Source organism: Flavobacterium coralii, from assembly GCF_019891545.1.
Taxonomy (GTDB): domain Bacteria; phylum Bacteroidota; class Bacteroidia; order Flavobacteriales; family Flavobacteriaceae; genus Flavobacterium; species Flavobacterium coralii.
This window is the reverse complement of the sequence record NZ_JAHDIU010000002.1, coordinates 1-20,987: the sequence shown is the minus strand read 5'-3', so window position 1 is coordinate 20,987 and position 20,987 is coordinate 1. Positions and strand designations below refer to the sequence as shown.

Sequence of the window (20,987 nt, the reverse complement as noted above, 5' to 3'; positions counted from 1 at the left end):
ATGAAGAAATGCCTGCTCTGTATCTCAGCTTTTTTGCTGCTTCTATCATGCAAACATAATGATAAGTACTCTAAGATTCATAAAGCGGAATGGCTTGTTGGCTCGTGGAGCAATACATCGGCAGATGAAACACTAACTGAGATTTGGGAAAAGCTGAATGACTCTGTATTTGCAGGACAGGCTTTTGTTATTAACGAAGAGAATGACACCATATTCTTTGAACATATACGTTTAGAGGAAACTAAAGGTGAAGTATTTTATATTGTAACGGTTCCTGACCAAAATGACGGGCAAGCAGTACCATTTAAAATGACAGCTATAAATGACAGCCTGATCGTTTTTGAAAATCCTGAACACGATTACCCGCAAAAAATAGCATACCGAAAAGTAAATGCAGATTCGCTTATTGCTGAAATATCAGGTAAACCAAACGGAATAATGCAATCAGAAAAATTCCCGATGAAAAAGAAGGATTAAACTATCTCCTTGCTTTAAAATAATCTTCAAAATAAGTACAGTTACCCGCAAGCTCTTTGTAGTATTGCGGGTAATTTTTTTCCAGCTTTTCGTAGTAAGGGTTTACATATTTCGGCCTTTCTCCATAGTAATAGTCGCTATAGGAACTACTCCATTTGTTTTCGGCGCATTTAGCCTGCATCCGTAGGCACAGCGCGCGGAACTTATCCGTCTTTGCATGCTTTAAAGCTAAACCGTAATAATAGGTAGCCAGGTTGCATTCGCGATATTCTTTTTCATCTTCTATATTACGGTCAGCCATGTAAGCACTGCTGCTTGTACGACGCATCATCCATGCATTACCATAATCGGTCATGTTATAGTAGCAATTCGCTGCGAGGAAATAATAATAGTCCCTGTCTTTTTCAGCAACACTATTGGCACGGTTAAGGTACTGTATAAGTTTACGGGTAACAGAATATTTATTAAGGCTGAACTTGTCTTTTACCGGGATAAAATCAGATGTATATTTTATTTGGTAAAACGGGTTAGCATCAAACTGGTTACCAAAACTATCACCTGTTTCCCATGCGGAATAATTTTCCTGCCAGTACGCAGTGCCTGCTTTACGAAAGCTAGAGGCTGCTTCGGCAAGTCTGTCCTGCCTTATGTATTTCATGCCCAAATAATCGTACAGAAATGGCAAACGGTTTTTAAGAATACTGTACTGCCATTGTGTAATAGTATCGGACGAATGATTACCTTCAATATCTTGGATTAATGCTTTAAGCTGCCCCGGAGTATATACTGCATCTATATAACCGGAGTAATCTGTAAAATAATTTACGTAGCCATACCCCTTAGTGCTCTTAGACTTCCAGAACGGATTGTCGCTGCCTGTACCAATATAATCCTGATATGATGCATCTAAATGCGAATAAAGCAGGGCAGCATCTGTAGTGTTGCCACGATATTCAAGCTCCCGCCCTAATGAAAACAGAAAACGCGAATCTGCTTTGTGTTTAAAAATTATTGGTTTTATTTCTTCTTCAATAATAGTACTACCTTCAGGCTGGCGTGCAGTAAGGGCTAAAGCTTTTATCTTTTCCAGTTGGCTTTGTTCCTGTACACTGAGTTTTGTATTGTGTTCCAACTTTTTTATAGTGGTTAAGCAGTTGCTGTATTTATTGCATACAAACTCAAGCTGTGCTTTTATAAGCTGCCAAAATTGCGGGTTATATACTCCTGATAAATTGGCACTATTAATAAAATCAAACAACTGCTGTGCATATTGCCTGTCTTGAGGAACCCGCTGTAATATCATTTTGACTGAATCATCATAATTACTATTATGACGCTGCAGTGTAACAGACGGCTCGAACATACTGTAATAGGGTGTGTATACCCAGTCTTCAATTTTGTTCATTTCCCGCAAAAGCAAGAAATCAAGACCTTCACTGTGCGGATTGTTGGCATACATACCCTTAATCTGGCTTAAAGCCCTGTCGGGCGTGTGTATAGCCGAAAGCAAATACACATTAGCCCGCTCTTCATTAGTTTGGGCATGCTGCAAAACCTCATCAAGAGGCAATTCTGTATCAAAACTGCCATAAACTACAAAACGCTTGTCGGGTGCATTTGCGAAAACCTGTGCCGCCATAAATGACTGCAAAGAAGGATCTTCTTCGGCAAGTGCGCGGAAATAGAGGCTATAGTAATAAACAATCCCTTTATTTGCTCTACCCTTAAAATTACTGTCAAATATTTCGCGGACACGTTCAAAATCCTGGTCGTAAAATGCAAGACGGATAGCGAGGAACAGGTAACGCTCTTTTATAAGCGGATTCTTCGCCATGCATTCACCTTCCATAGCATTGTAAATAAACAGGCTACGTGCACGGATATTTATGGTGTCATTACGTTCCCATGGGTCGGCTATAAAAGCATTAGCCAGTTCGCACTCTTTAGCAAACCTCAGGTATTGTATTGCTTCAAAATCTTTTACTGCATACAGATATTGTACCATAAGGTTATCACTGTTCGCATCAAGACTGCTTTTATCCATTTCATATACTGCCTGGTGAATGCTGCCAACAGGTACTTTGCCTTCACAATAGTTAAACCAAGCCTCATCATTTGGCGGCAGGTGCTGCTCATCAAATACCTGCCCGGGCTCAAAATAATTAGCCGTATAATTAAACTCTGAATATGTAGTGAAACCAAAATATTCAGGTTTAAAAAAACAATATCTTACATCTTCGCCAAACGGGTAGAAACCACAAGCACTGACTGTGATGCTGCTACTCAGTAAAATTGCTGTAAAAACTTTCAATATCTTCATGGCTGTACTGGCTTAGCTGTTGTGTGTCGAGGTGAAAAAGGCTAACGGTTATTTCACTATCAAGCATAACGTGTTTTTTTATTTGCTGTATAGCATTTTTCAGCATTTCGGGGGAAACTTCTTCAATTTTTACCATATCGCCCCTGCGAAGGTAAAATTCATCTATAACAGTATCTTTATTTACACTGTACCATAATGGTTTTTGTTCTGTAAGTGCCTTTTTAATTTCAGTGTTATCGGTATAGAGTAGCTTCGTGAAATGGTTGTTTTGGTACACCTGCACCCACGAGAAAACAGGTAATGCTATATCAAGATGCAGCGGATAAACATTATTTGTTTTTAAGTAGGCTGAAAACTCATTTTCATCAAAAATCGAATTCCGTTTATGGTCTTCAAGCGGGCTGATGAGGTTATAGCACATAAGCATAGCACTATCTACAGGCGGTACCCCCATTTTATCAGGATATTTATAAGGGTAAAGGCGTAACGTGCAGCTTATTTTTTTACCTGACAAGCTTTTTAGTTTTTTCAGGAAGTAAAAATAATTCTCTTTGGTAGAAGGTGTCCAGTCACAGTCCATCTGATACTCGTAAATAACTTTATTTCGATACATATAGTTACTACTGTATTTACCAATTAGAAAATTAACATCATCGGCAAGGGTATCCAGTGCCCCTTGGGTAATATCTTTAAATACCTCGTTTTTGATATATACTGTGGGCACAACTTCGATACTGTCAATACTGTCAATATTATACATATTTAAAGAGGTTTTGGCAACGGGCACAATTCCCATTATGTCATTTTTTTCTACCTCAAAAAATTTTATATAGAGCTTTTTTACATCATTCTCATTAATTATTTTCTCCTCGCTTTCATCAAGATGCCAGTTGCTGCTTTTCCAGTAATAAAAGGCGCGGTTTATTTTTTCCGCCTTTTGGGAGCAGGAGAATAACAAGATGCCTGCAAACAGTGCAAGGATAAGCTTTTTCATGAAGTGATGGTGGTTTTTTATACAACGCTAAATCATTGTAAAAGTATATGTTTCAGTGGAATTATTACTAAAAAAGCCCACTTTATTAAAAGCGGGCTTTTTAAAAATTTTAAGACAGGAAAGCGACTATTTCTTTGGTATATTTTCAAGTATTTCCAAGACAAACTTCCAGTATTTTTGGGCAGAAGATATGCTTGCCCTTTCATCCGGGCTGTGTGCGCCTTTAATAGTTGGCCCGAAGGAAATCATATCCATATCCGGATAATTGGTTCCTAATATACCGCATTCAAGGCCGGCATGGCAGGCAACAACATTCGGCTTTTCGCCATTTTGCTTTTCATAAATATCTTTAAGCACTTCCAGTATAGGCGAGTTTACATTGGGTGTCCAGCCGGGGTAAGAACCTGAAAAGTTTACTTCGCAGCCAATCAGTTCAAAGGTGCTTCTAAGTGCGTTGGCAAGGTCGAATTTAGAGCTTTCTACAGAGGAGCGTGTAAGGCAGCCAATATGTATCTTACCATCTTTTACAATTACCCTTGCAATGTTATTAGAAGTTTCCACCAAGTCTTTCATATCGGCACTCATGCGGTAAACGCCGTTATGGGCGGCATACAGCGCGCGTGTTAAGCCTTCCTGTACTCCTAAATCCATTACTTTGGCAGGAGCTTCGGTTTTTTCTAAAACAACTTCAAGCCTGGGCTCTGTAGTCTTAAATTCAGCTTTTATTTCCTGTATCAGCTCGTTCATATCAAACTGAAAAGCCTCATCAAAAATATCAGATATGATTACTTTGGCAAAGCTTTCACGCGGAATTGCATTACGAAGGCTGCCACCGTTAATTTCTGAAATCTGTAACCCAAAATTCTCAAATCCGTCAAACAGCAGGCGGTTCATTATTTTATTGGCATTACCCAGCCCTTTATGTATGTCCATACCGCTATGGCCACCGTTAAGCCCTTTTACGGTTATGTTATAACCAATTGAATTTTTCGGTGTATCTTCTTCATTATAGGTGCGTTCTGCTGTAACATCTACCCCACCGGCACAACCAATATCAATTTCATCGTCTTCCTCTGTATCAAGGTTCAGCAGTATCTCGCCTGTAAGCAGCCCGCCTTTAAGCCCCATTGCCCCGGTCATACCCGTTTCTTCATCTATGGTAAAAAGTGCTTCTATGGCAGGGTGCTGTATATCCGTACTTTCCAGCACTGCCATAATGGTGGCAACACCAAGGCCGTTATCAGCACCAAGTGTAGTTCCTTTTGCGCGTACCCAGTCGCCATCAACATACATTTCAATTCCCTGAGTGTCAAAATCAAACTGTGTATCGGCATTTTTTTGGTGCACCATGTCAAGGTGGCTTTGCATTACAATTGTTTTCCTGTCTTCCATTCCCGGAGTAGCAGGTTTTTTAATAATAACATTGCCTACCTCATCAATTATGGTTTCAAGGTTTAACTTTTCACCGAATTCTTTCATGAATGCTATTACACGCTCTTCTTTTTTAGAAGGGCGCGGCACGGCATTAAGATCGGCAAATTTATTCCATAGCGCTTTTGGCTCAAGGTTTCTTATTGCTTCGTTCATCTATAGTTTTATTTTCAGTTTGTGTTATTCAAATCCTTCAATGCGGTCAATGTAAACATTCACCAACTTAAAATTCTGATTCATTTTTAATACTTCATCCCAATACCTGCTGATTGTTTGATGGAATTCATTCATTTTCATATTACCAAAACGGATATGTATGACTTTTGGAGGAGGGTTGCGAAGCATAATTTTATTAGAGAAATCGCTGTCTTTAGTAACAATGGTGAGGTTGTGCTGCATTGCATAGTTCCAAATCTGCTCATCTGTCCAACAGTCATCAATATCAATTTGGTGAATATAGAGTTCGGATTTCCAAAGGGAAAAATAATAAGGAAGATTTACATCTATAAGGAAGACCGGCATTTAAGCTACAGTTTTAATAACAAAATTCCGACTCATAAGGTCAGATGCAAACTTGATGCAGGCATCAATATCTTCTGCTTCCAAAGACGGATATTGCTTAAGAATCTCCTCTTTAGACTCTCCTGCGGCTAAGAATTCGAGTATTGTTTGTACACTGATACGCTTACCCCTAACAGTAGGCTTTCCGTTACAAATTTTCTCATCAATTGTTATTCTTTCAGCAATATATTCCATATAACAAAGATAAAAAAATATTGAACATTGCTTCTTAAAGCCTTGTAAGATTTTGATGATATCTGTTATATTTACAATCAACTATTGTATTGCCTGATGAAGAAAAAGATTATACTGTGCCTGTTGCTGCCACTGCAAATTATAATTGTAAACCTGCTTTCTTTTTTTCCCGATTTTGTAGAGAATTATTACAGCACAGGGCTATACCCGTATATTGCAAAAGCGTCGCGTATTATATTTGGCGTTGCAGGTTTCTCTGTAGGCGATATTATCTATACAATAGTAATCATCCTGATTATAAGATGGCTATGGATAAGGCGAAAAACATGGCGCCGCGGGTGGAAAGCCAATCTTGTTACCATAGGCAGTTTCTTAAGTGTATTTTATTTCCTGTTCTATTTTTTGTGGGCGGTGAATTACCACCGTGTACCACTAAATGAAAAAATGGGTATTGAGAAAAAATATACTCCCGAAGAGCTTGTCAGTTTTACCAAAAGGCTTATAACAAAAGCGAATGCTGTGCACATGCAAATAACAAAGGATGATAGTGTTAAAGTTGTAAATCCATATACTGTAGAAGAAATTTATGCACACTCCCCTAACGGCTATAAAGGTGTAGCGCAGCTTAACCCTAACTTTACTTTTAAACACGAAAGCCTTAAATCATCATTGTTAAGCACTCCCCTGTCGTATATGGGCTTTGGAGGCTACCTTAACCCTTTTACAAATGAAGCCCAGGTTAACTGCCACCTGCCCTTGTATAACCTGCCAACAACAGCCTGCCACGAAATGTCGCACCAATTGGGTTATGCATCAGAGAGTGAAGCTAATTTTATTGGGTATATGGCCTCGATAGCTAATGATGATATTTATTTTAAATACTCCGGATATACTTTTGCGCTTAAATACTGCCTGCGGAATATAAAAAAAATTGATGAAGCACAGGCAGAAGCCCTGCTGCCATTGATTAATAAAGGCATTTTACTGAATTATAAAGAAACCGATCAATTCAGTGAAAAATATGAATCTTTCGTAGAAACTATTTTCAAATACTTTTATGATAACTACCTGAAATTAAACCATCAGGAAGACGGTCTTGAAACATACAGCAAGTTCGTGGGGCTGTTGGTGAATTATTATAAAGATAAAGATTTATAAAATGCTGTAACATTTTACAGCTTTATAATACTTATGCAATATGGATTCGGCTTTAGAACAATCTTTTGTGCAACAGCTTCAGGAAAATCAAAACCTGATACACAAAATATGCAGGCTCTACACTAACAGTGAAGATGCCCACAAAGACCTTTTCCAGGAAATTACCATACAGCTTTGGAAAGCCTTTCCGCAATTCAGGGGCGACTCTAAATTTACTACATGGGCCTACCGTGTGGGCCTGAATACTGCAATAACACTTTACCGTAAAAAAAGCAGGACTGTTAATACAGTTGAGTTTGACAGCAGCCTGCACCGTATTAACCAGGAGGAATATAACTATGAAGAAGAAGAGCATATAAAGCTACTGTACCAGGCTGTACAGCAGCTAAATGACATTGAAAAAGCACTTGTGTTTATGTACCTTGAAGATAAAGACTATAATGAAATTGCTGAAACGCTTGGTATAAGCGAAGTAAACGCAAGGGTAAAGATGAACAGGATAAAAGGAAAACTGAAAAAAATATTAAATCCGTAAGTTGGATATGGATGCATTAGATAAATTAAAAAGCGACTGGAAGAAAAGCGAAATTAACTATCCCCGTTTTTCGGAAAAGGATATTTATGCCATGCTGCATAAACGGTCTTCTTCTATCGTAAAATGGATACTGATTCTGAGTATAATAGAATTTGCCTTTTGGCTCGGAATTTCATTCCTGCTTAGAGACTCCCCACAGTCGCAGCATGTCAATAATTTTGAGGCAGGCTACATTGTGCGTATTTTAGACTACGTTAATTATGTTATAGTAATAGTATTTGTTTCCATATTTTATGGTAATTACCGTAAAATAAAGGTAACAGATAACGCACAAGTATTAATGCGCAACATTCTTAAGACAAAAAGGGCTGTAACAAATTATATTATAACAGTGCTTGTATATTATTTTATAGGTTTTGCAGTGTTATTTACACTTTACTTTTTGTATGACCCACAATTGGTTAACACCATACATGTATATGAAGAAAATGGTGATATTATGTGGTTTTACTGCATATATATTGGCATTGCGTTGTTAATAACTGGTATTATACTAGGAGGATTCTGGTTGTTTTACAAATTGCTGTACGGCCTGCTGCTAAAACGCCTTCACCGCAATTATGAAGAACTTAAAAAACTTGACCTGTAATGAAAAAGTTTCTTTTACTGCTGTTATCTGCATTGCCGCTTCTATGCACGGCACAACAGCTCGAAAATTCGCTTTTATGGAAAATTACCGGCAACGGGCTTAAAGAACCTTCTTATCTTTTTGGTACATTTCATATCACTTGTGATGCCACTTTAAGCAATAAAGTGAAAAAAGCAATGGATAACACCACGCAGCTTTACCTTGAGATTGATATGACCGATCCATCATTAATGACAGTAATGTTTAAGCATTCTGTTATGAAAGACGGAGTTAAAATGAGTCAGTTGGCAAGTGCGGAAGATTATGAAACCGTAAAGAAGTATGTTTTTAAAAACACAGGTGCAATGCTCACCACAATTGATAATTTTAAGCCTGCTATTGTAGAAATGATGGTTTTACCAAAAATGCTTACATGTCCAATACAATCTGTAGAACAGGAACTTATAAAACTATCAAAGCAGCAGGAAGAAAAAGTTTACGGCCTTGAAACCGTAGAAGACCAAATGGCTGTTTTTGATGCAATACCTTACCAGCGACAGATGGATAATCTAATTGAGCTTGCAAAAGAAGAAATTGAAAACAAAGCCGCAGAGTTTGTAAAATGGATGGATTTATACAAAAAAGAAGATCTTAAAGCCATTTTTGAACTTGTTAAAGAAGAAAACTCTGCTGAGGAAGATACAGAACTTTTAGACAAACGTAATAAAAACTGGATACCGGAAATTGAGGCTGCGGCTAAGGTAACACCTACATTCTTCGGAGTAGGTGCTGCACATCTGCCTGGCGAAAACGGGGTTATTAATTTATTGCGGCAAAAAGGTTATACAGTAGAAGCTGTTACACAATAAACGCAACATTACAAACCATCCAACTATGAAAATCTGCCTTACGTTCTTTATTTTTCTTTTATCACTACATGTCTTCTGCCAGGAAGAAACAACTGTAAAAAAAGATTCTACAGCAGTAATGGAAACGGAACAGCTGAAAGAAGTGGTAGTAGAAAAAAAGAAAAAAGCGGTAGAACGCAGGGCTGACAGGACTATATTCGACTTCTCTGAACAGGCTTACCTAAACTCAGGCTCCTTAATGGAAGGGCTTAAAAAGCTGCCCGGACTTATAATATCAGATGTAGCCGGAATGCTGTACCAGGGGAAACAGCTACAGGTATTTATGGACGGGCGCCCTTTAAACATCTATTCTAACGAGCTTAATGCCTACCTTGAAGGTATGCCGGCAAGCGCAATAGAAAAAGTAGAGGTTATAACCAATCCCGGGGCAGAATTTCCGGCAACATCCGGCGGGGCGATAATTAACATCGTAACATCTAAAAAAGCCAAAAAATATTTAAGCGCAACTTACTCTGGGGGGTATAGCTTTACCAATTATGATAATACGCGCCACAGGTTTAACAACAGCATGACACTTAGTGCCGCAAATAAGTTATTCAGTTGGCAGGTACAGGCAGGGCAAAGCTATGGTGAAAGCTTTAGCAGGAGTAACTTTCAGGATGCGGATGTAGTGCTGTCCAATAATTTTTCTGACCGCTATAACCGATTCTATTACTTAAAAACAGGGCTTAAATTCGATGTTAAAAAAGACCGCCTGCTGGTTAACTATGATATAACAACCAGTGACAATAACGCTTATATAGCAGCCTTTGGAGAAGGTTTTGCTACAGATGATAAAAGTATGTCGGGTTCGCTGTACCACGATATAATGTTCACGTACCAAAAAAGATTTGATGACCCTTTTAAAAAGCTGGATATCAGGTTAAATTTTAATGACAACAGCAACGAGAACGACCTAAATTCAAGGCTCACCAGTAATCCTGTATTAAACAATAACAGCAACCAGAATTTTTACCAGTTCAGGGCAGATTATTCTCAGGAGATATCTTTTTTGGATAAGTCAAAAATAAGTGCCGGTACTCTGGCTGACTTACTTGATTTTGAGACAGAAAGTTTTAATATCACAAACTTAGATTATACCAGGAGTACACTTGCGGCATACACAGAGTTTCAGGCTAATTATAAAAAATTTGAATTTATATTAGGCGGAAGGCTTGAGTCTTATGACATTGAAGGCACTACAGATACCGATGATCTTATCCCTTTTAGCCAGGTGCGTTTTTTCCCGAATGCCACAGCACAGTATAATTTTATGTCGCAGGTAAATATTAATGCCAACTATAACAAAAAAATCAGGCTGCCTGATACCGCTGCACTAAACCCTAACAACACCAGTTACCAAAACCCAAATGTTACTTTTTTTGGTAACCCTAACCTTCAGCCTACCATATACCACAACTTTGAGGTACAGCTTAATGCCTTTGAATACTTTTTTATAAACTATTCGGTTACTGATGCCCAAAACCAAATCATCAGCCGTATTATCAATACTCCTGATGGTGCCGCCAGTGTATCGGAAAACCTTGATAAACTTACTATACACAACTTTAATTTCGGAATACCCCTGCCCTACATGTTATTTACCAAAGGGCTTGCAGAAACCCTTAAAATGGATTTTAACCCTGATGAGATCAACTTTTTGTATATATACGCAGGTAACCAAAAGCATATTATACGGGGAGTTGATTTAAAAAGTGTGTGGAATTTTAACCTCACATCACAGCTTGTCCTGCCAAAAAAGATAAAGTTTACCGCAAATTATACTACATCAAATACCGGGGGTAACTATTACTATTACAATGTAAGGAAACCGCTTTACCAGCAGGTTGACCTTACTTTTTCACGTAAGTTTTTATCAGATAATCTTTCCATTTCTGTATATGCTAATGATATTTTTAATACCAACCACCAATACTTTGGTATTACAGGTACCAACCTGCTTTATGATAACAAGTACGACTCCCGCAGGATTGGGATATCATTAAATTACAAGATCCCTTCTAAAAATAAACTTGCAAAAGAAGAAGGTAATATCCTTACTAATGAGAAAAAGCAACAGGATAACGATTTAATTGGGAATTAAAAAAGGCAGTTTCAGCTACATCAAACACTAATTTATGCTTGAAATATTCTGAAACTGCCATCAAATTATTTCTTAACAATCTTACTTATCTCTGTTTTACCATCATTGGTTTCAACAGATAATAAGTAAACACCTTTAGTAACGCTGCTAAGATCTAACATATAAGTATTAGACTTTTGCGAAGATACGTTATTTAAAATCAGTTTTCCTTCTACAGAGTAAAGGTTGATAGCAGTTATCATTAAATTATCCTGTGTGGTGATGGTTAGTTCATTCTCTACAGGATTAGGGTAAATAATTGTGCCGTTACCTACAGGTGACATCTCTTTTGTTTTATCTTCCTGCTCCTCCTGATGCATAGCCTGACGCACGGCAAAATTTCCTGAACAACCCTCTACATAAAAACGGTCTATACTGCCATACAGGGCTTCAAAACCTTCTTCTAACACCACTTCTGTACCTGCGTGGTAAATTGCAGATGCATCATCAGCGATTGAATTACTCGCATATATACATATTTCGGCTTCCTGCTCGTCTAACATACCTGTAGCAACAGGCGTTGTAATATCAGGACACTCTAAACATTCTGTTGTTTGCCCCGATGCTCCCCAATATGATAACATCAATATTATCAGATAACATAGTTTATTTATCTCTCTTTTCATTTTGAGCGCTGTTTAGTAATAGTTGAACTTGTTCTCTAAGGATATTCATTTCTTTTTGCTGCTCAATAAGATGCAAGGTAAGTTCTTCTATTTTCTCTTGTTGGCGTTTAACCATATCGCCAAGCGCCAGGCCTTCTTCCTCTACTTCTTTAGCACTTGGCATGTTAGGCAAATGGCCATTTTCAGCAATAAATTGTTCAACTTCAGTAAGCGGCATGAGGTTGTACTCGCTTGTAAAAACATAGTCAGGCCATAAGTCAGTACGAACCCTAACTTCTTCTGCTAAAATTCCACCTTTGATAAAAAGCCTGTAGTTTGTAAGGTCTGGAGATGTTACAGTTGGAAATCCACCAAATCCAAATTCTGAACTACCTAAATTTTCATATCCTATACCGATCCTTTGAGTATTAAAGATTAATATATTGTTATCAAATTCTCCATAAATTAAAGGATTGGCAGTAGAAGAATTATCTACAATAAGCATATTAGATCCTGAATGATTTCTACCTGCTTCATGACCTAAAAAAATATTTGATTCTCCCAGATTAGTATATCCTGCCTCTTCTCCAATAAAAACATTATTACTAGCTGTATTTGATTCGCCAGAATTAGCTCCAATAAATACATTACCTCCACCTGTTTGATTTAATCTTCCACTTTCAGCACCTATATATACATTAAATGTCCCTCCAGTAGTTGTAAAACCTGAACGATCTCCCACAAATACATTACTTCTTCCAATCGTATTGTTTTGACCTGAATGAGCTCCTATAAACGTATTAGCATACCCCTGATTAACTGTCGAATCTCCATTTGTATTTTCGCCTGCGTTGTAACCTATAAATGTATTATTGTTTGTATTAGATGTTGCGGAAGCTCCGGCATTATCTCCTAAGTATACAGCTTTATTTCCGTTATTACCTGCGCTCGAAGGTTCAGAATAAATTTGGGCATAAAAAGTTGAACTTGCCAAAAGCCCCACTACTAAAAAAAATTTTAATTTCATAATAATTAGATTTAAGTTGATGTCTAAAACTAACTAAATCTAATTCTTACAATGTTAATATTAAGTTAATTTATAAAGAAAAATCTTTATAAATCAATAATCCACTTTCGTTTTTTGTTTAGCTCTTCCTGTGCTTCAAGTATCTCGGCAGGTATTACTTTAAGGAAAGAAGGGTGCTGCTCTATTGCATATTCGATCTTTTCAAGAATGCTTTCAATAGATTCATTTTCATAATCTATATGAAGTGGTTCTTTCACTATAAAAGATTGCAAAATACCTTTCTTTTTAAGGCGGAGTCCCTTCTTATCGAAGGAGCGGCGAAAGCCATCAATTACAATAGGCACAACTATAGGTTTGTGTTGCTTAATGATATGCGCAGTCCCTTTGCGAATAGGCTTAAAAGGCTTTGTGGTGCCCTGGGGGAATGTTATAACCCAACCGTCCTTTAGGGCTATTTTAATATTTTCGGTGTCATTAGGGTTTACCTCGCGCTGCACTTCTTTGCCTTTTGCCCTCCAAGTACGTTCTACGGTAATAGCGCCGGCATAAGCCAGAATGCGGGGCAAAAGGCCCGCCTTCATAGTTTCCTTCGCGGCTACATAATAAATATTCAGCTTGGGGTGCCATATATAACCAATGTTTTTAATATTGTCTTCACGTCCCTTCAAGCTGGCATTAAACACATGGAACATTGCCACAACATCGGCAAAGTAAGTCTGGTGGTTTGAGATAAAAAGTACATTGGTATCCGGCAATGAACGGATAATTTCTGAACCCTCTACGTTAAGTTCGTTAAAGCCACTGTAGCGCCTGTGGGTAAGTATCCCAAAAACGCGTATCAGCCATTTTTTAAGGAAAAGTATATGCCCGAAAGGATTTCTCCTGAATAATCCCATTTTTATTAAATCAAAAAGGCAAAATTACAAAAACCTGATGTTATAGCACGCTTTTTATAGTTTCTTTAAGCTCGCTCATTATCATTGCTGTAGCGCCCCAAACAAAATGTTCGCCCACTTTAAATCCGGGTACTGCAATGCGTTCAGCATAAGATGTTTGCAATTCTGATGTTACAATAATTGAATCATCAAGAAATGTTTGAAGCGGCAATTCTATAAGTTCTGATACCTCAGAAGGGTCAGGATTAAATGCCGGTGTGTTAGCTGCTACACCTAAAAAAGGATATACTAAAAAGTTACTTGGTGGTATATAAAGCTCTGTAAACGGCATTACAATGTCAATCTCATTTGCTGTAACACCAATCTCCTCACAGGTTTCCCTTAGGGCTGTAGCGGAAAGGTCTTTATCTTCAGGTTCTGCTTTTCCGCCTGGAAATGATACCTGTGCAGAGTGTACTCCGGGATAGGTATTACGCTTTATCAGTATCAGGCTTGCTTCATCACCCTTAGGATAAAAAAGCATCATCACAGCAGAAGGCCTTGGGTTTTTATCGGCATAATAATTGGCTGATAATGATTGTACCCGCTCCAGCGGAGCCATTTTTAAATGTGCTTTAACAGCCGGTAGCTGCTCTTTTTGTATTTTTGGGAGGTATTTTACAAATTCAGTAAACTGCATCTGGGGTATAATATTACCCGTAAATATACATTAAAAACCGCACAACACCTATACCTTATGTTCAGCAAGGCCGAAGCACAACAGATAAAAAAAGAATTCTGGACAACATTTGCAGATACCTATCCGCGAAAGTGGCTTTTGTATGATACCAAAATAAAAGATGTGTCTTTCAAATTTTATGTGGACAACAAAAAAGCCATGGTTATGCTGGATATTGAGCCTAAAGAAGATGATAAGCGCCGCATTTATTTTGAGAAAATGGAGTCTTTAAAAAACATATTACTGGAAGAACATGTGCCTGATGCCGTTTTCGAAAGAGAGCATTATCTTGAAAGCGGAAAAGAAATTAGCCGTATATATGTTACACTAACAGGTATAAGCCTTTACAACAAAGCTACATGGGATGCTGTTTTTGATTTTTTCGCTGAAAAAATGACAGCGTTCGAAATGTTTTTTTATGAATATGAAGATTATATACGCGACCTTGATATTAACACATAACTACTCCAGTATATCAAGAAACGACAAGCCAATAACCACTCCATCGCCTATAAAACCATTCTCGTAGGCTCTTATATAATCAACACGTAAAAAACGTACTTTACCCCAGCCCAGGTTATCAAGCCCTATGGTATATTCCATATAAGGATTCCTGCCGGGTATTGATAAAATATGGTAGCCGCCAACCAAATGGTAGTTAAGCTTATTTATAAGCGGAATTTTATTGGTTATAAAGCCTTTAAAGTTATGCTCTGCATGTCCTTCTATATAACTGTCATTAGTGCTGTGTGTGTAGTACGGTAAAAAATTAAATACATTAAGGTAGCGTTCAGAGCGGCCCACATGGGTACGGTTGCCGTTAAAGTGCCTATAGTCCGTAAAAGCAATATTATCGCTGTCAAAAAACTTACCTGCCCTTACAGCTGTTCCTGTTTCACCATACTGCCCAATATTAAGTATGTAATTTACTTTTGCAGAGAGGTGGTTAAAGTTATAATCGTCTATACTGGCTCCGAAACCTTTCTCAAACTTTACATAAACTACCGGATAGAGCGGATTGGGTACATCTTCTTTACCCGAAGGGCGAATCCGGTATTTTTGCCCGAAACTGAACTGTGCCGCTACCGACGCCCTTAGCATATCGTGTTTTAAGAACGCAGGTGTTTCATAATCATAAGGCAGTAACGGATTATTTGACGTGTATGGGTCGTAAAGGTCTTTAAGGGTAGAAAAATTGGTGTTGTTAAACAGCGGTTTCCGTCGGGTATATTCAAAACTGCCATAAAGCATGATGCCGTTAACAACCTCTTCTTCATACGATAAGTTTACAAATGTATTATCATACAGTTTCATATAGTTATCTTTAAAGAATAACGTACTGATACTATTTACAATCCTATTTATCGGCCTTTCTGGATTAAATTGTTGAATGCTACTTCCTCCCTTTAATGTTAATGTCCGTTTATTGAAATTGTTGAATTTGTGCGATATGGTTCCGGTAGCCCTGAAGCGTTTTTCTGCAAACCCGTAATTAAGGTCGGTGCCTACAGTTGTACTGGTGTTATCCTCATCATTGGTAAAGGTATAATAGAATGATGGCGACAAAGCATACGCCTGTACCGTATTAAAGCCGAGGCTTAATAACACTCCTGAATATTTTATCTGCCAACTATCTATAGAATTATAATAGGTATGCCCTAATGCAGGCGATAATAGTTTATAGCGGTTCCTGATGCTGTCGCTGGCACGCAGATAAGGGGCTGATGTTATAATATTCTCAATACTATCTTTTTCGATATAATCGGCAAGCTCTTCTTCTGTTAGCGGTATCGGCCTCTTCTTTCCCCAGTAATCACCGGGCTTTTTGTTTGCATCTTCCTCAACAAACATAATCTCGTTGCCAAAAGTCTTACTCGTAAAGCCAGGATTTAAATTGTAATTACTGTAAACATGAAGAAAGTCACCTTCAGCTTCGACACCAAATACAGAAAATGCAAAGTTTAACGACTGTACATTTTTAGTCCATATACCTTCAGTACCATTATAGCCGTAAAGCTGCTTGATGGTAAGGTTTTCTAAAAGGGGCTGCCCTACCCTTCTCCCTTCAATAGTAAGCTCCACAGCATATAGTTCGCCTGTTTCTTCCAAAAGATAAATATAGCCGTGAAATGCTGCTGTATTGCTTTCTAAAGGTGTAACTTTTACTTTATAGATCTTTTGGTTATTGTCATAAAACGTACTTTCTGTGTCAAAACGGTAGTAATCAGGTGCCTCTTCCGATATGGGTGATACTGCACTTACATCAAAAGACAGGTACTTTTGGTAAAAATCAAATTCAGCAGCAGATGCACTGTTGTAACTATACCCTTTATCATCGCCGCTTATTTTTGATGCCATTACCCTCTCGTGCATTTTGTCCGGCCTTTGGTACTTTATCCTCGACACCGTTTCAGAAAGGTATATAATACCGCTTCCTGTAGTATCAAGCCTGCCCTGAAGGTCGCTAAGGCGTTTGCCCAACAGCTTACGTGGTACATTTTTAATGGTATATGAACCACGCGAGTAAAAATCAGCTTCATATTCAGCGGTCTTAGCGGCATTCCTGCTCCTGTTAGCAATTGCTCTATCTATAACACTGTTTTCTGTATTATTTGCCGTTACTGCCATTTGGGTGCGGCTGTAAGCAGCAGGCTTCATCACAATATTGAATGTATAAGGCAGGCTGTCGGCTGTTATTGTAGCTATTTCTGTAGTGTAGCCAAGGCTCCTTATCATTAAAGTATATTCTCCTGGTTTTTCGGCTGCAAGGCTGTAGGTACCATCTTCGTTAGATGCCGTACTGTTATATGTGCCCTTAACCGCAATATTGGCAAATGCCACAGGTTCACCATCGGCAGCAGTTACAGTGCCTTTAATCTGCGCATTTGCACAAATGCACAACATCATCAATATCAATAAAAGGCACTTTCTCATAAATTACAGAAAAGATTGGATGGCCAGCTTGTAGCCTTTTAAGCCAAAACCGACTATTACCCCCGCACATACAGGTGAAAGGTAAGACTGGTGGCGAAATGTTTCGCGTGAATATGTATTAGAAATATGTACTTCTATTACCGGCGCATTTACGGCTTTTACGGCATCTGCAATACCTACAGAAGTATGAGTGTAAGCCCCGGCATTTAAAACAATGCCATCGAGGGCAAAGCCTGCTTCCTGTAATTTTGTAATGATTTCTCCTTCTATATTACTTTGGTAATAGCTGATTTCCGTATCAGGAAAATCAGCCCTTAGCTTTTCGAGGAAGTCTTCAAAAGTTTCAGTACCATATACCTCAGGCTCCCGCTTACCTAAAAGGTTAAGGTTAGGGCCATTAATTATTAATAGATGCATATTGCTCTTTTTGTAAAAATAATCATTCAATTGCCATACTTGTATGTGCTATAACAGTAATTTTAACAAATACAGCATATAAAAAAACCGGCATAAGCCGGTTTATAGTTATAGGGATTTTTCTTTTAGAAAAAGTATCCGACAGATAACTGGAAAACAGCGTTTTTTGCATCTATGTTATCAGATACATCTGTTAAACCAATTGTATAACGGGCCTGGGCAAAAAGTCCGGCAATAATTTTAAGCTCTACACCACCGGCAGCAGCCATATCAAAACTTTTAGTATCCCATGCTTCCTCAGCCTCATCTACAAGAAATGAAAACTGTGGGCCCGCCATAACGCTAAGTGAGTTTGGCAGCACATAAAATTTAGCCATTACCGGTACTGATATATAATCAAGGTTTATATCTTCTGCAACACCTACAACACCTTCTGCTTCAAACTTTGCTTTACCACCCTGAGAGGAGAACAAACCTTCTGCCTGTATAGAGAAAGTCGGTACAAGGTTAAGTTCAAGTACAGCACCTGCGTGAAAACTTGTAATACCATCAGAATCTATATCACCTGTTAAGTTAGAAAAGTTGGCTCCGGCTTTAACACCAAAGTTCACACCTTGTGCCTGCATGGCTACTGCACCTAAAAGTGCTACTGCTAAAAATAAAATTTTCTTCATGTTAATCAGTTTTATTGGTTTATACCTGTTTTAGAACATATAGCATAATGATAGCTGAACAACAGTGTTTTTAAGTTTACTGTTATCTGATACTTCACTGTTACCTGCAACATAACGTGCCTGAGCAGAAAAGTTATCAGCAAAGAAAAACTCTAAACCTGCAGCAAGGCCTAAATCATAGGTATTACTTTCAAACGGAGTAAAACTGTCAGATTCGCTTATAAGCAGTCCTATCTGTGGCCCCGCATGTATATTAAAGCTGTCTGTAAAATACAGTTTAAGCATTACAGGCAGGTTAACATAATTCAGCTTGTAGGTTTCATCTTTTGTTTTCGCTCCCTGAACAGAATACAAAAACTCAGGCTGTACGCTTAATGCATCTAACAGGCGCATTTCTGCTACAATACCGCCATGAAAACCTGAAAGAACGTTAAAATCATCTGCATCATCTCCCCTGAAATTGGCAAAGTTTATACCCGCTTTTACACCAAATGCCTGTGAATGGCAAGTGGTAATACCCGCTATAAATATGCCTGCTGCAAGTAAAAATTTTTTCATACTTTAATTTGTGTTATGTTTTATGCACACAAAAATAGCATAATTTACTATACAGCAAAGGCTGGCACTAAATTCAGCATTACCCTTATTTCAGTTTCATTATAATGCGAAGGTACATTAGCATCAGTTAAGTAATTCCTAAAATTTTAATAAAAAATAGCCAACAACTTAAATTTTTTCCTATTAAAAAAATGTATTTTTACCGCCATAAAATTTTTATACATGAAAAAAATATTACTATCAGTTACAGCACTAATGGCCTTTAATGTAGCACAGGCTCAGGATTTCAGGATAGGCCCAAAATTCGGACTTAATTTTGCCAACATTAGGAGCGAACCTAAAACCGACGGGGCAATAATAGGATATACTGCGGGTGCTATAGGAGAACTCGTGTTGAATGAAACAATCAGTATTCAGTCAGAAATCTTATATTCAACACAGGGAGCTAAGTTAGCAGACGGAGACACAAGGAGCGAAATAGGACTAAACTATCTTATTATACCCATTATGTTTAAATATTATATTAAAGATGGGTTGAATATAGAAGCAGGCCCTCAATATGGCAGGCTTTTATCTGTAGAAAGTGATGATAACATGACCGGCCTGTTTGATGTGTGGGACAGCTATAAAGATAGCGACATCTCTTTTAATGCAGGTGTGGAATATTATTTTGACTGGGGTATGTTTGTGCAGGCGCGATACAGCGTAGGGCTTACAGATATAAATGACAGCGCGATTTTTGAAAATGAAAAGTACAATAATGTATTTTCACTATCTGTTGGATTGAAGCTGTAATAAAATTACCGGTTTATAAATTTAGAAAATAGCCTCCGATTCGGGGGCTATTTTTATATAAATATGCTTAACCATTTTAGTGTTGTGAGTAAAGCAAAAGGTATAATATATATACATAAAAAAAGCAGCCCGGAAATCCGGGCTGCTTTTTTATTTAAGTTTATTAATTATCGTTTAAGCGAGAAGTGCGCCTTGAACTCGAATGGAAGTTCTACGGTATCTTCTACCATCATCGGTTCGTTGGTATCAGGATCCCTTATGATCTGGCCGTTCGCGTCTCTTAAGGCTACCATACGGGTTACGAACTCTTTATAGGTTACACTGAACCAGTAGTCGTCTGCCGGTAGCGGGCTGCCATTGAAGGTGCCGTCCCATCCCCTGCTCTGCGAGCTGATCTGCTTGATGAGCTTGCCGTAGCGGTCAAAGATGTAGATAAGCGCATCGCCTTGTCCGCTCAGTCCGTAAATGTTCCAGTAGTCGTGGTATCCGTCTCCGTTAGGTGTAAAATACCTCGGGTAGTCGATGATGCTTACATCGCTCAGGGTGATGGTGTACTCTGCACACGCACCTTTGTCCCTGATGTGTACTTCGTGCAGCCCCGGTGATACGTTGGTGAACACGTTGCTGTCCTGCCACGGGCCGTAATCCAACTGGTATTCGTACTCGCCATAACCGTCGGTGGTGATGGTGATGGTCTGCTCATCGCTGAAGGCGCCGCTCACGGTGTAGCTGCTCAGGGCAAGGCTGGCAGGGCCGCTCCTTTCTACGGTTACCGGTGCTATAGGGTCGCTGATACAGCCGAAGGCGTTGATGGCTTCTACAGTATAATTACCTGCCTCTGTTACTACATAGGTTGGCTCTGTGGCGCCGGCTATTACCTGGCCGTCTTTATACCAGATGAAGGTATGGGTGGCGTCCAGGCCTGTGTCCAGTACCAGCGGGCTGAGTACTTCGTTGGTGTCAAAGTCCACACATATGGTGCCGCCTTCCAGTTGTGGCTCCGGAAGCTGCTC

Annotated in this window: 22 protein-coding genes; 8 read left to right on the top strand and 14 right to left on the bottom strand. The window is 38.6% G+C overall.

Annotated features, from left to right (window positions below; all coding sequences use genetic code 11):
- Complete coding sequence (locus KJK34_RS02820) at positions 1-477, top strand: DUF6265 family protein (protein ID WP_223052345.1); 477 nt, start codon at positions 1-3, stop codon at positions 475-477.
- A gap of 1 nt (position 478) precedes the next feature.
- Here KJK34_RS02820 and KJK34_RS02815 read toward each other — a convergent pair whose 3' ends face one another.
- The 5 genes from KJK34_RS02815 to KJK34_RS02795 form a co-directional block, all read right to left on the bottom strand.
- Complete coding sequence (locus KJK34_RS02815) at positions 479-2,797, bottom strand: hypothetical protein (protein ID WP_223052344.1); 2,319 nt, start codon at positions 2,795-2,797, stop codon at positions 479-481.
- A complete protein-coding gene (locus KJK34_RS02810; RefSeq protein WP_223052343.1) occupies positions 2,757-3,791 on the bottom strand; it encodes a hypothetical protein in 1,035 nt (344 codons plus the stop codon). The genes KJK34_RS02815 and KJK34_RS02810 overlap by 41 nt, the downstream gene beginning before the upstream one ends.
- A 126-nt stretch (positions 3,792-3,917) precedes the next feature.
- Complete coding sequence (locus tag KJK34_RS02805) at positions 3,918-5,378, bottom strand: aminoacyl-histidine dipeptidase (protein WP_223052342.1); 1,461 nt, start codon at positions 5,376-5,378, stop codon at positions 3,918-3,920.
- Between the two features lie 24 nt (positions 5,379-5,402).
- Positions 5,403-5,744, bottom strand: coding sequence for a DUF5615 family PIN-like protein (locus KJK34_RS02800; RefSeq protein ID WP_223052341.1), 342 nt, complete (start codon positions 5,742-5,744; stop codon positions 5,403-5,405).
- Positions 5,745-5,978: a DUF433 domain-containing protein gene (locus KJK34_RS02795; RefSeq protein WP_223052340.1), complete on the bottom strand. Its 234-nt coding sequence runs from the start codon at positions 5,976-5,978 to the stop codon at positions 5,745-5,747.
- Between the two features lie 96 nt (positions 5,979-6,074).
- Between KJK34_RS02795 and KJK34_RS02790 the strand changes: the two genes are divergently transcribed.
- From KJK34_RS02790 to KJK34_RS02770, 5 genes are read left to right on the top strand one after another with little or no spacing between them, the layout of a single operon-like run.
- Complete coding sequence (locus KJK34_RS02790) at positions 6,075-7,136, top strand: DUF3810 domain-containing protein (protein ID WP_223052339.1); 1,062 nt, start codon at positions 6,075-6,077, stop codon at positions 7,134-7,136.
- Between the two features lie 40 nt (positions 7,137-7,176).
- On the top strand, positions 7,177-7,671 hold the full coding sequence (locus KJK34_RS02785; RefSeq protein WP_223052338.1) for an RNA polymerase sigma factor: 495 nt from the start codon (positions 7,177-7,179) through the stop codon (positions 7,669-7,671).
- Positions 7,672-7,678: 7 nt separating this feature from the next.
- Entirely contained in the window at positions 7,679-8,320 is a 642-nt protein-coding gene (locus tag KJK34_RS02780; protein WP_223052337.1) for a DUF8845 family protein, read from the top strand.
- The gene (locus tag KJK34_RS02775) at positions 8,320-9,168 is read left to right on the top strand and encodes a TraB/GumN family protein (protein WP_223052336.1); all 849 of its coding nucleotides are present in this window, start codon (positions 8,320-8,322) and stop codon (positions 9,166-9,168) included. The genes KJK34_RS02780 and KJK34_RS02775 overlap by 1 nt, the downstream gene beginning before the upstream one ends.
- A 25-nt stretch (positions 9,169-9,193) precedes the next feature.
- Positions 9,194-11,311 carry a TonB-dependent receptor domain-containing protein gene (locus KJK34_RS02770; RefSeq protein ID WP_223052335.1) on the top strand — a complete coding sequence of 706 codons (2,118 nt, stop codon included), beginning with the start codon at positions 9,194-9,196 and terminating at the stop codon, positions 11,309-11,311.
- 65 nt (positions 11,312-11,376) lie between these two features.
- On the opposite strand, the gene KJK34_RS02765 is transcribed toward KJK34_RS02770, so the two are convergent.
- From KJK34_RS02765 to KJK34_RS02750, 4 genes are all read right to left on the bottom strand, one after another.
- Positions 11,377-11,976, bottom strand: a complete 600-nt coding sequence (locus KJK34_RS02765) for a T9SS type A sorting domain-containing protein (protein WP_223052334.1) — start codon at positions 11,974-11,976, stop codon at positions 11,377-11,379.
- The gene (locus KJK34_RS02760) at positions 11,957-12,982 is read right to left on the bottom strand and encodes a hypothetical protein (protein WP_223052333.1); all 1,026 of its coding nucleotides are present in this window, start codon (positions 12,980-12,982) and stop codon (positions 11,957-11,959) included. Before KJK34_RS02760 ends, KJK34_RS02765 begins: the two co-directional genes overlap by 20 nt.
- 86 nt (positions 12,983-13,068) lie before the next feature.
- A complete protein-coding gene (locus tag KJK34_RS02755; RefSeq protein ID WP_223052332.1) occupies positions 13,069-13,878 on the bottom strand; it encodes a lysophospholipid acyltransferase family protein in 810 nt (269 codons plus the stop codon).
- Between the two features lie 40 nt (positions 13,879-13,918).
- On the bottom strand, positions 13,919-14,557 hold the full coding sequence (locus KJK34_RS02750) for an NUDIX hydrolase (protein ID WP_223052331.1): 639 nt from the start codon (positions 14,555-14,557) through the stop codon (positions 13,919-13,921).
- 57 nt (positions 14,558-14,614) lie between these two features.
- Here KJK34_RS02750 and KJK34_RS02745 point away from each other — a divergent pair, with 57 nt between their 5' ends.
- Positions 14,615-15,058 (top strand): DUF4268 domain-containing protein, encoded by a 444-nt coding sequence (locus KJK34_RS02745; RefSeq protein ID WP_223052330.1) that lies wholly within the window; start codon positions 14,615-14,617, stop codon positions 15,056-15,058.
- Here KJK34_RS02745 and KJK34_RS02740 read toward each other — a convergent pair whose 3' ends face one another.
- The 4 genes from KJK34_RS02740 to KJK34_RS02725 all read right to left on the bottom strand — a co-directional run bounded on the left by KJK34_RS02740 (position 15,059) and on the right by KJK34_RS02725 (position 19,179).
- Positions 15,059-17,530, bottom strand: a complete 2,472-nt coding sequence (locus KJK34_RS02740) for a DUF5686 and carboxypeptidase regulatory-like domain-containing protein (protein WP_223052329.1) — start codon at positions 17,528-17,530, stop codon at positions 15,059-15,061.
- Between the two features lie 3 nt (positions 17,531-17,533).
- Entirely contained in the window at positions 17,534-17,947 is a 414-nt protein-coding gene (aroQ, locus tag KJK34_RS02735) for a type II 3-dehydroquinate dehydratase (protein ID WP_223052328.1), read from the bottom strand.
- Between the two features lie 125 nt (positions 17,948-18,072).
- On the bottom strand, positions 18,073-18,621 hold the full coding sequence (locus KJK34_RS02730) for a porin family protein (RefSeq protein WP_223052327.1): 549 nt from the start codon (positions 18,619-18,621) through the stop codon (positions 18,073-18,075).
- A 30-nt stretch (positions 18,622-18,651) separates the two neighbouring features.
- Positions 18,652-19,179: a porin family protein gene (locus KJK34_RS02725; RefSeq protein WP_223052326.1), complete on the bottom strand. Its 528-nt coding sequence runs from the start codon at positions 19,177-19,179 to the stop codon at positions 18,652-18,654.
- A gap of 222 nt (positions 19,180-19,401) precedes the next feature.
- On the opposite strand from KJK34_RS02725, the gene KJK34_RS02720 reads away from it, so the two are divergent.
- The gene (locus KJK34_RS02720; RefSeq protein ID WP_223052325.1) at positions 19,402-19,974 is read left to right on the top strand and encodes a porin family protein; all 573 of its coding nucleotides are present in this window, start codon (positions 19,402-19,404) and stop codon (positions 19,972-19,974) included.
- A gap of 167 nt (positions 19,975-20,141) precedes the next feature.
- Here the strand turns inward: KJK34_RS02720 and KJK34_RS02715 are convergent.
- Positions 20,142-20,987, bottom strand: an 846-nt coding sequence (locus KJK34_RS02715; protein ID WP_223052324.1) for a T9SS type B sorting domain-containing protein, incomplete at its 5' end; no start/stop codon positions are given.

Bases quoted from the DNA above. Each gene is read 5' to 3' on its own strand.
- KJK34_RS02820 (WP_223052345.1), top strand. From the start codon at position 1: ATGAAGAAATGCCTGCTCTGTATCTCAGCTTTTTTGCTGCTTCTATCA.
- KJK34_RS02815 (WP_223052344.1), bottom strand. From the start codon at position 2,797: ATGAAGATATTGAAAGTTTTTACAGCAATTTTACTGAGTAGCAGCATC.
- KJK34_RS02810 (WP_223052343.1), bottom strand. From the start codon at position 3,791: ATGAAAAAGCTTATCCTTGCACTGTTTGCAGGCATCTTGTTATTCTCC.
- KJK34_RS02805 (WP_223052342.1), bottom strand. From the start codon at position 5,378: ATGAACGAAGCAATAAGAAACCTTGAGCCAAAAGCGCTATGGAATAAA.
- KJK34_RS02800 (WP_223052341.1), bottom strand. From the start codon at position 5,744: ATGCCGGTCTTCCTTATAGATGTAAATCTTCCTTATTATTTTTCCCTT.
- KJK34_RS02795 (WP_223052340.1), bottom strand. From the start codon at position 5,978: ATGGAATATATTGCTGAAAGAATAACAATTGATGAGAAAATTTGTAAC.
- KJK34_RS02790 (WP_223052339.1), top strand. From the start codon at position 6,075: ATGAAGAAAAAGATTATACTGTGCCTGTTGCTGCCACTGCAAATTATA.
- KJK34_RS02785 (WP_223052338.1), top strand. From the start codon at position 7,177: ATGGATTCGGCTTTAGAACAATCTTTTGTGCAACAGCTTCAGGAAAAT.
- KJK34_RS02780 (WP_223052337.1), top strand. From the start codon at position 7,679: ATGGATGCATTAGATAAATTAAAAAGCGACTGGAAGAAAAGCGAAATT.
- KJK34_RS02775 (WP_223052336.1), top strand. From the start codon at position 8,320: ATGAAAAAGTTTCTTTTACTGCTGTTATCTGCATTGCCGCTTCTATGC.
- KJK34_RS02770 (WP_223052335.1), top strand. From the start codon at position 9,194: ATGAAAATCTGCCTTACGTTCTTTATTTTTCTTTTATCACTACATGTC.
- KJK34_RS02765 (WP_223052334.1), bottom strand. From the start codon at position 11,976: ATGAAAAGAGAGATAAATAAACTATGTTATCTGATAATATTGATGTTA.
- KJK34_RS02760 (WP_223052333.1), bottom strand. From the start codon at position 12,982: ATGAAATTAAAATTTTTTTTAGTAGTGGGGCTTTTGGCAAGTTCAACT.
- KJK34_RS02755 (WP_223052332.1), bottom strand. From the start codon at position 13,878: ATGGGATTATTCAGGAGAAATCCTTTCGGGCATATACTTTTCCTTAAA.
- KJK34_RS02750 (WP_223052331.1), bottom strand. From the start codon at position 14,557: ATGCAGTTTACTGAATTTGTAAAATACCTCCCAAAAATACAAAAAGAG.
- KJK34_RS02745 (WP_223052330.1), top strand. From the start codon at position 14,615: ATGTTCAGCAAGGCCGAAGCACAACAGATAAAAAAAGAATTCTGGACA.
- KJK34_RS02740 (WP_223052329.1), bottom strand. From the start codon at position 17,530: ATGAGAAAGTGCCTTTTATTGATATTGATGATGTTGTGCATTTGTGCA.
- aroQ (WP_223052328.1), bottom strand. From the start codon at position 17,947: ATGCATCTATTAATAATTAATGGCCCTAACCTTAACCTTTTAGGTAAG.
- KJK34_RS02730 (WP_223052327.1), bottom strand. From the start codon at position 18,621: ATGAAGAAAATTTTATTTTTAGCAGTAGCACTTTTAGGTGCAGTAGCC.
- KJK34_RS02725 (WP_223052326.1), bottom strand. From the start codon at position 19,179: ATGAAAAAATTTTTACTTGCAGCAGGCATATTTATAGCGGGTATTACC.
- KJK34_RS02720 (WP_223052325.1), top strand. From the start codon at position 19,402: ATGAAAAAAATATTACTATCAGTTACAGCACTAATGGCCTTTAATGTA.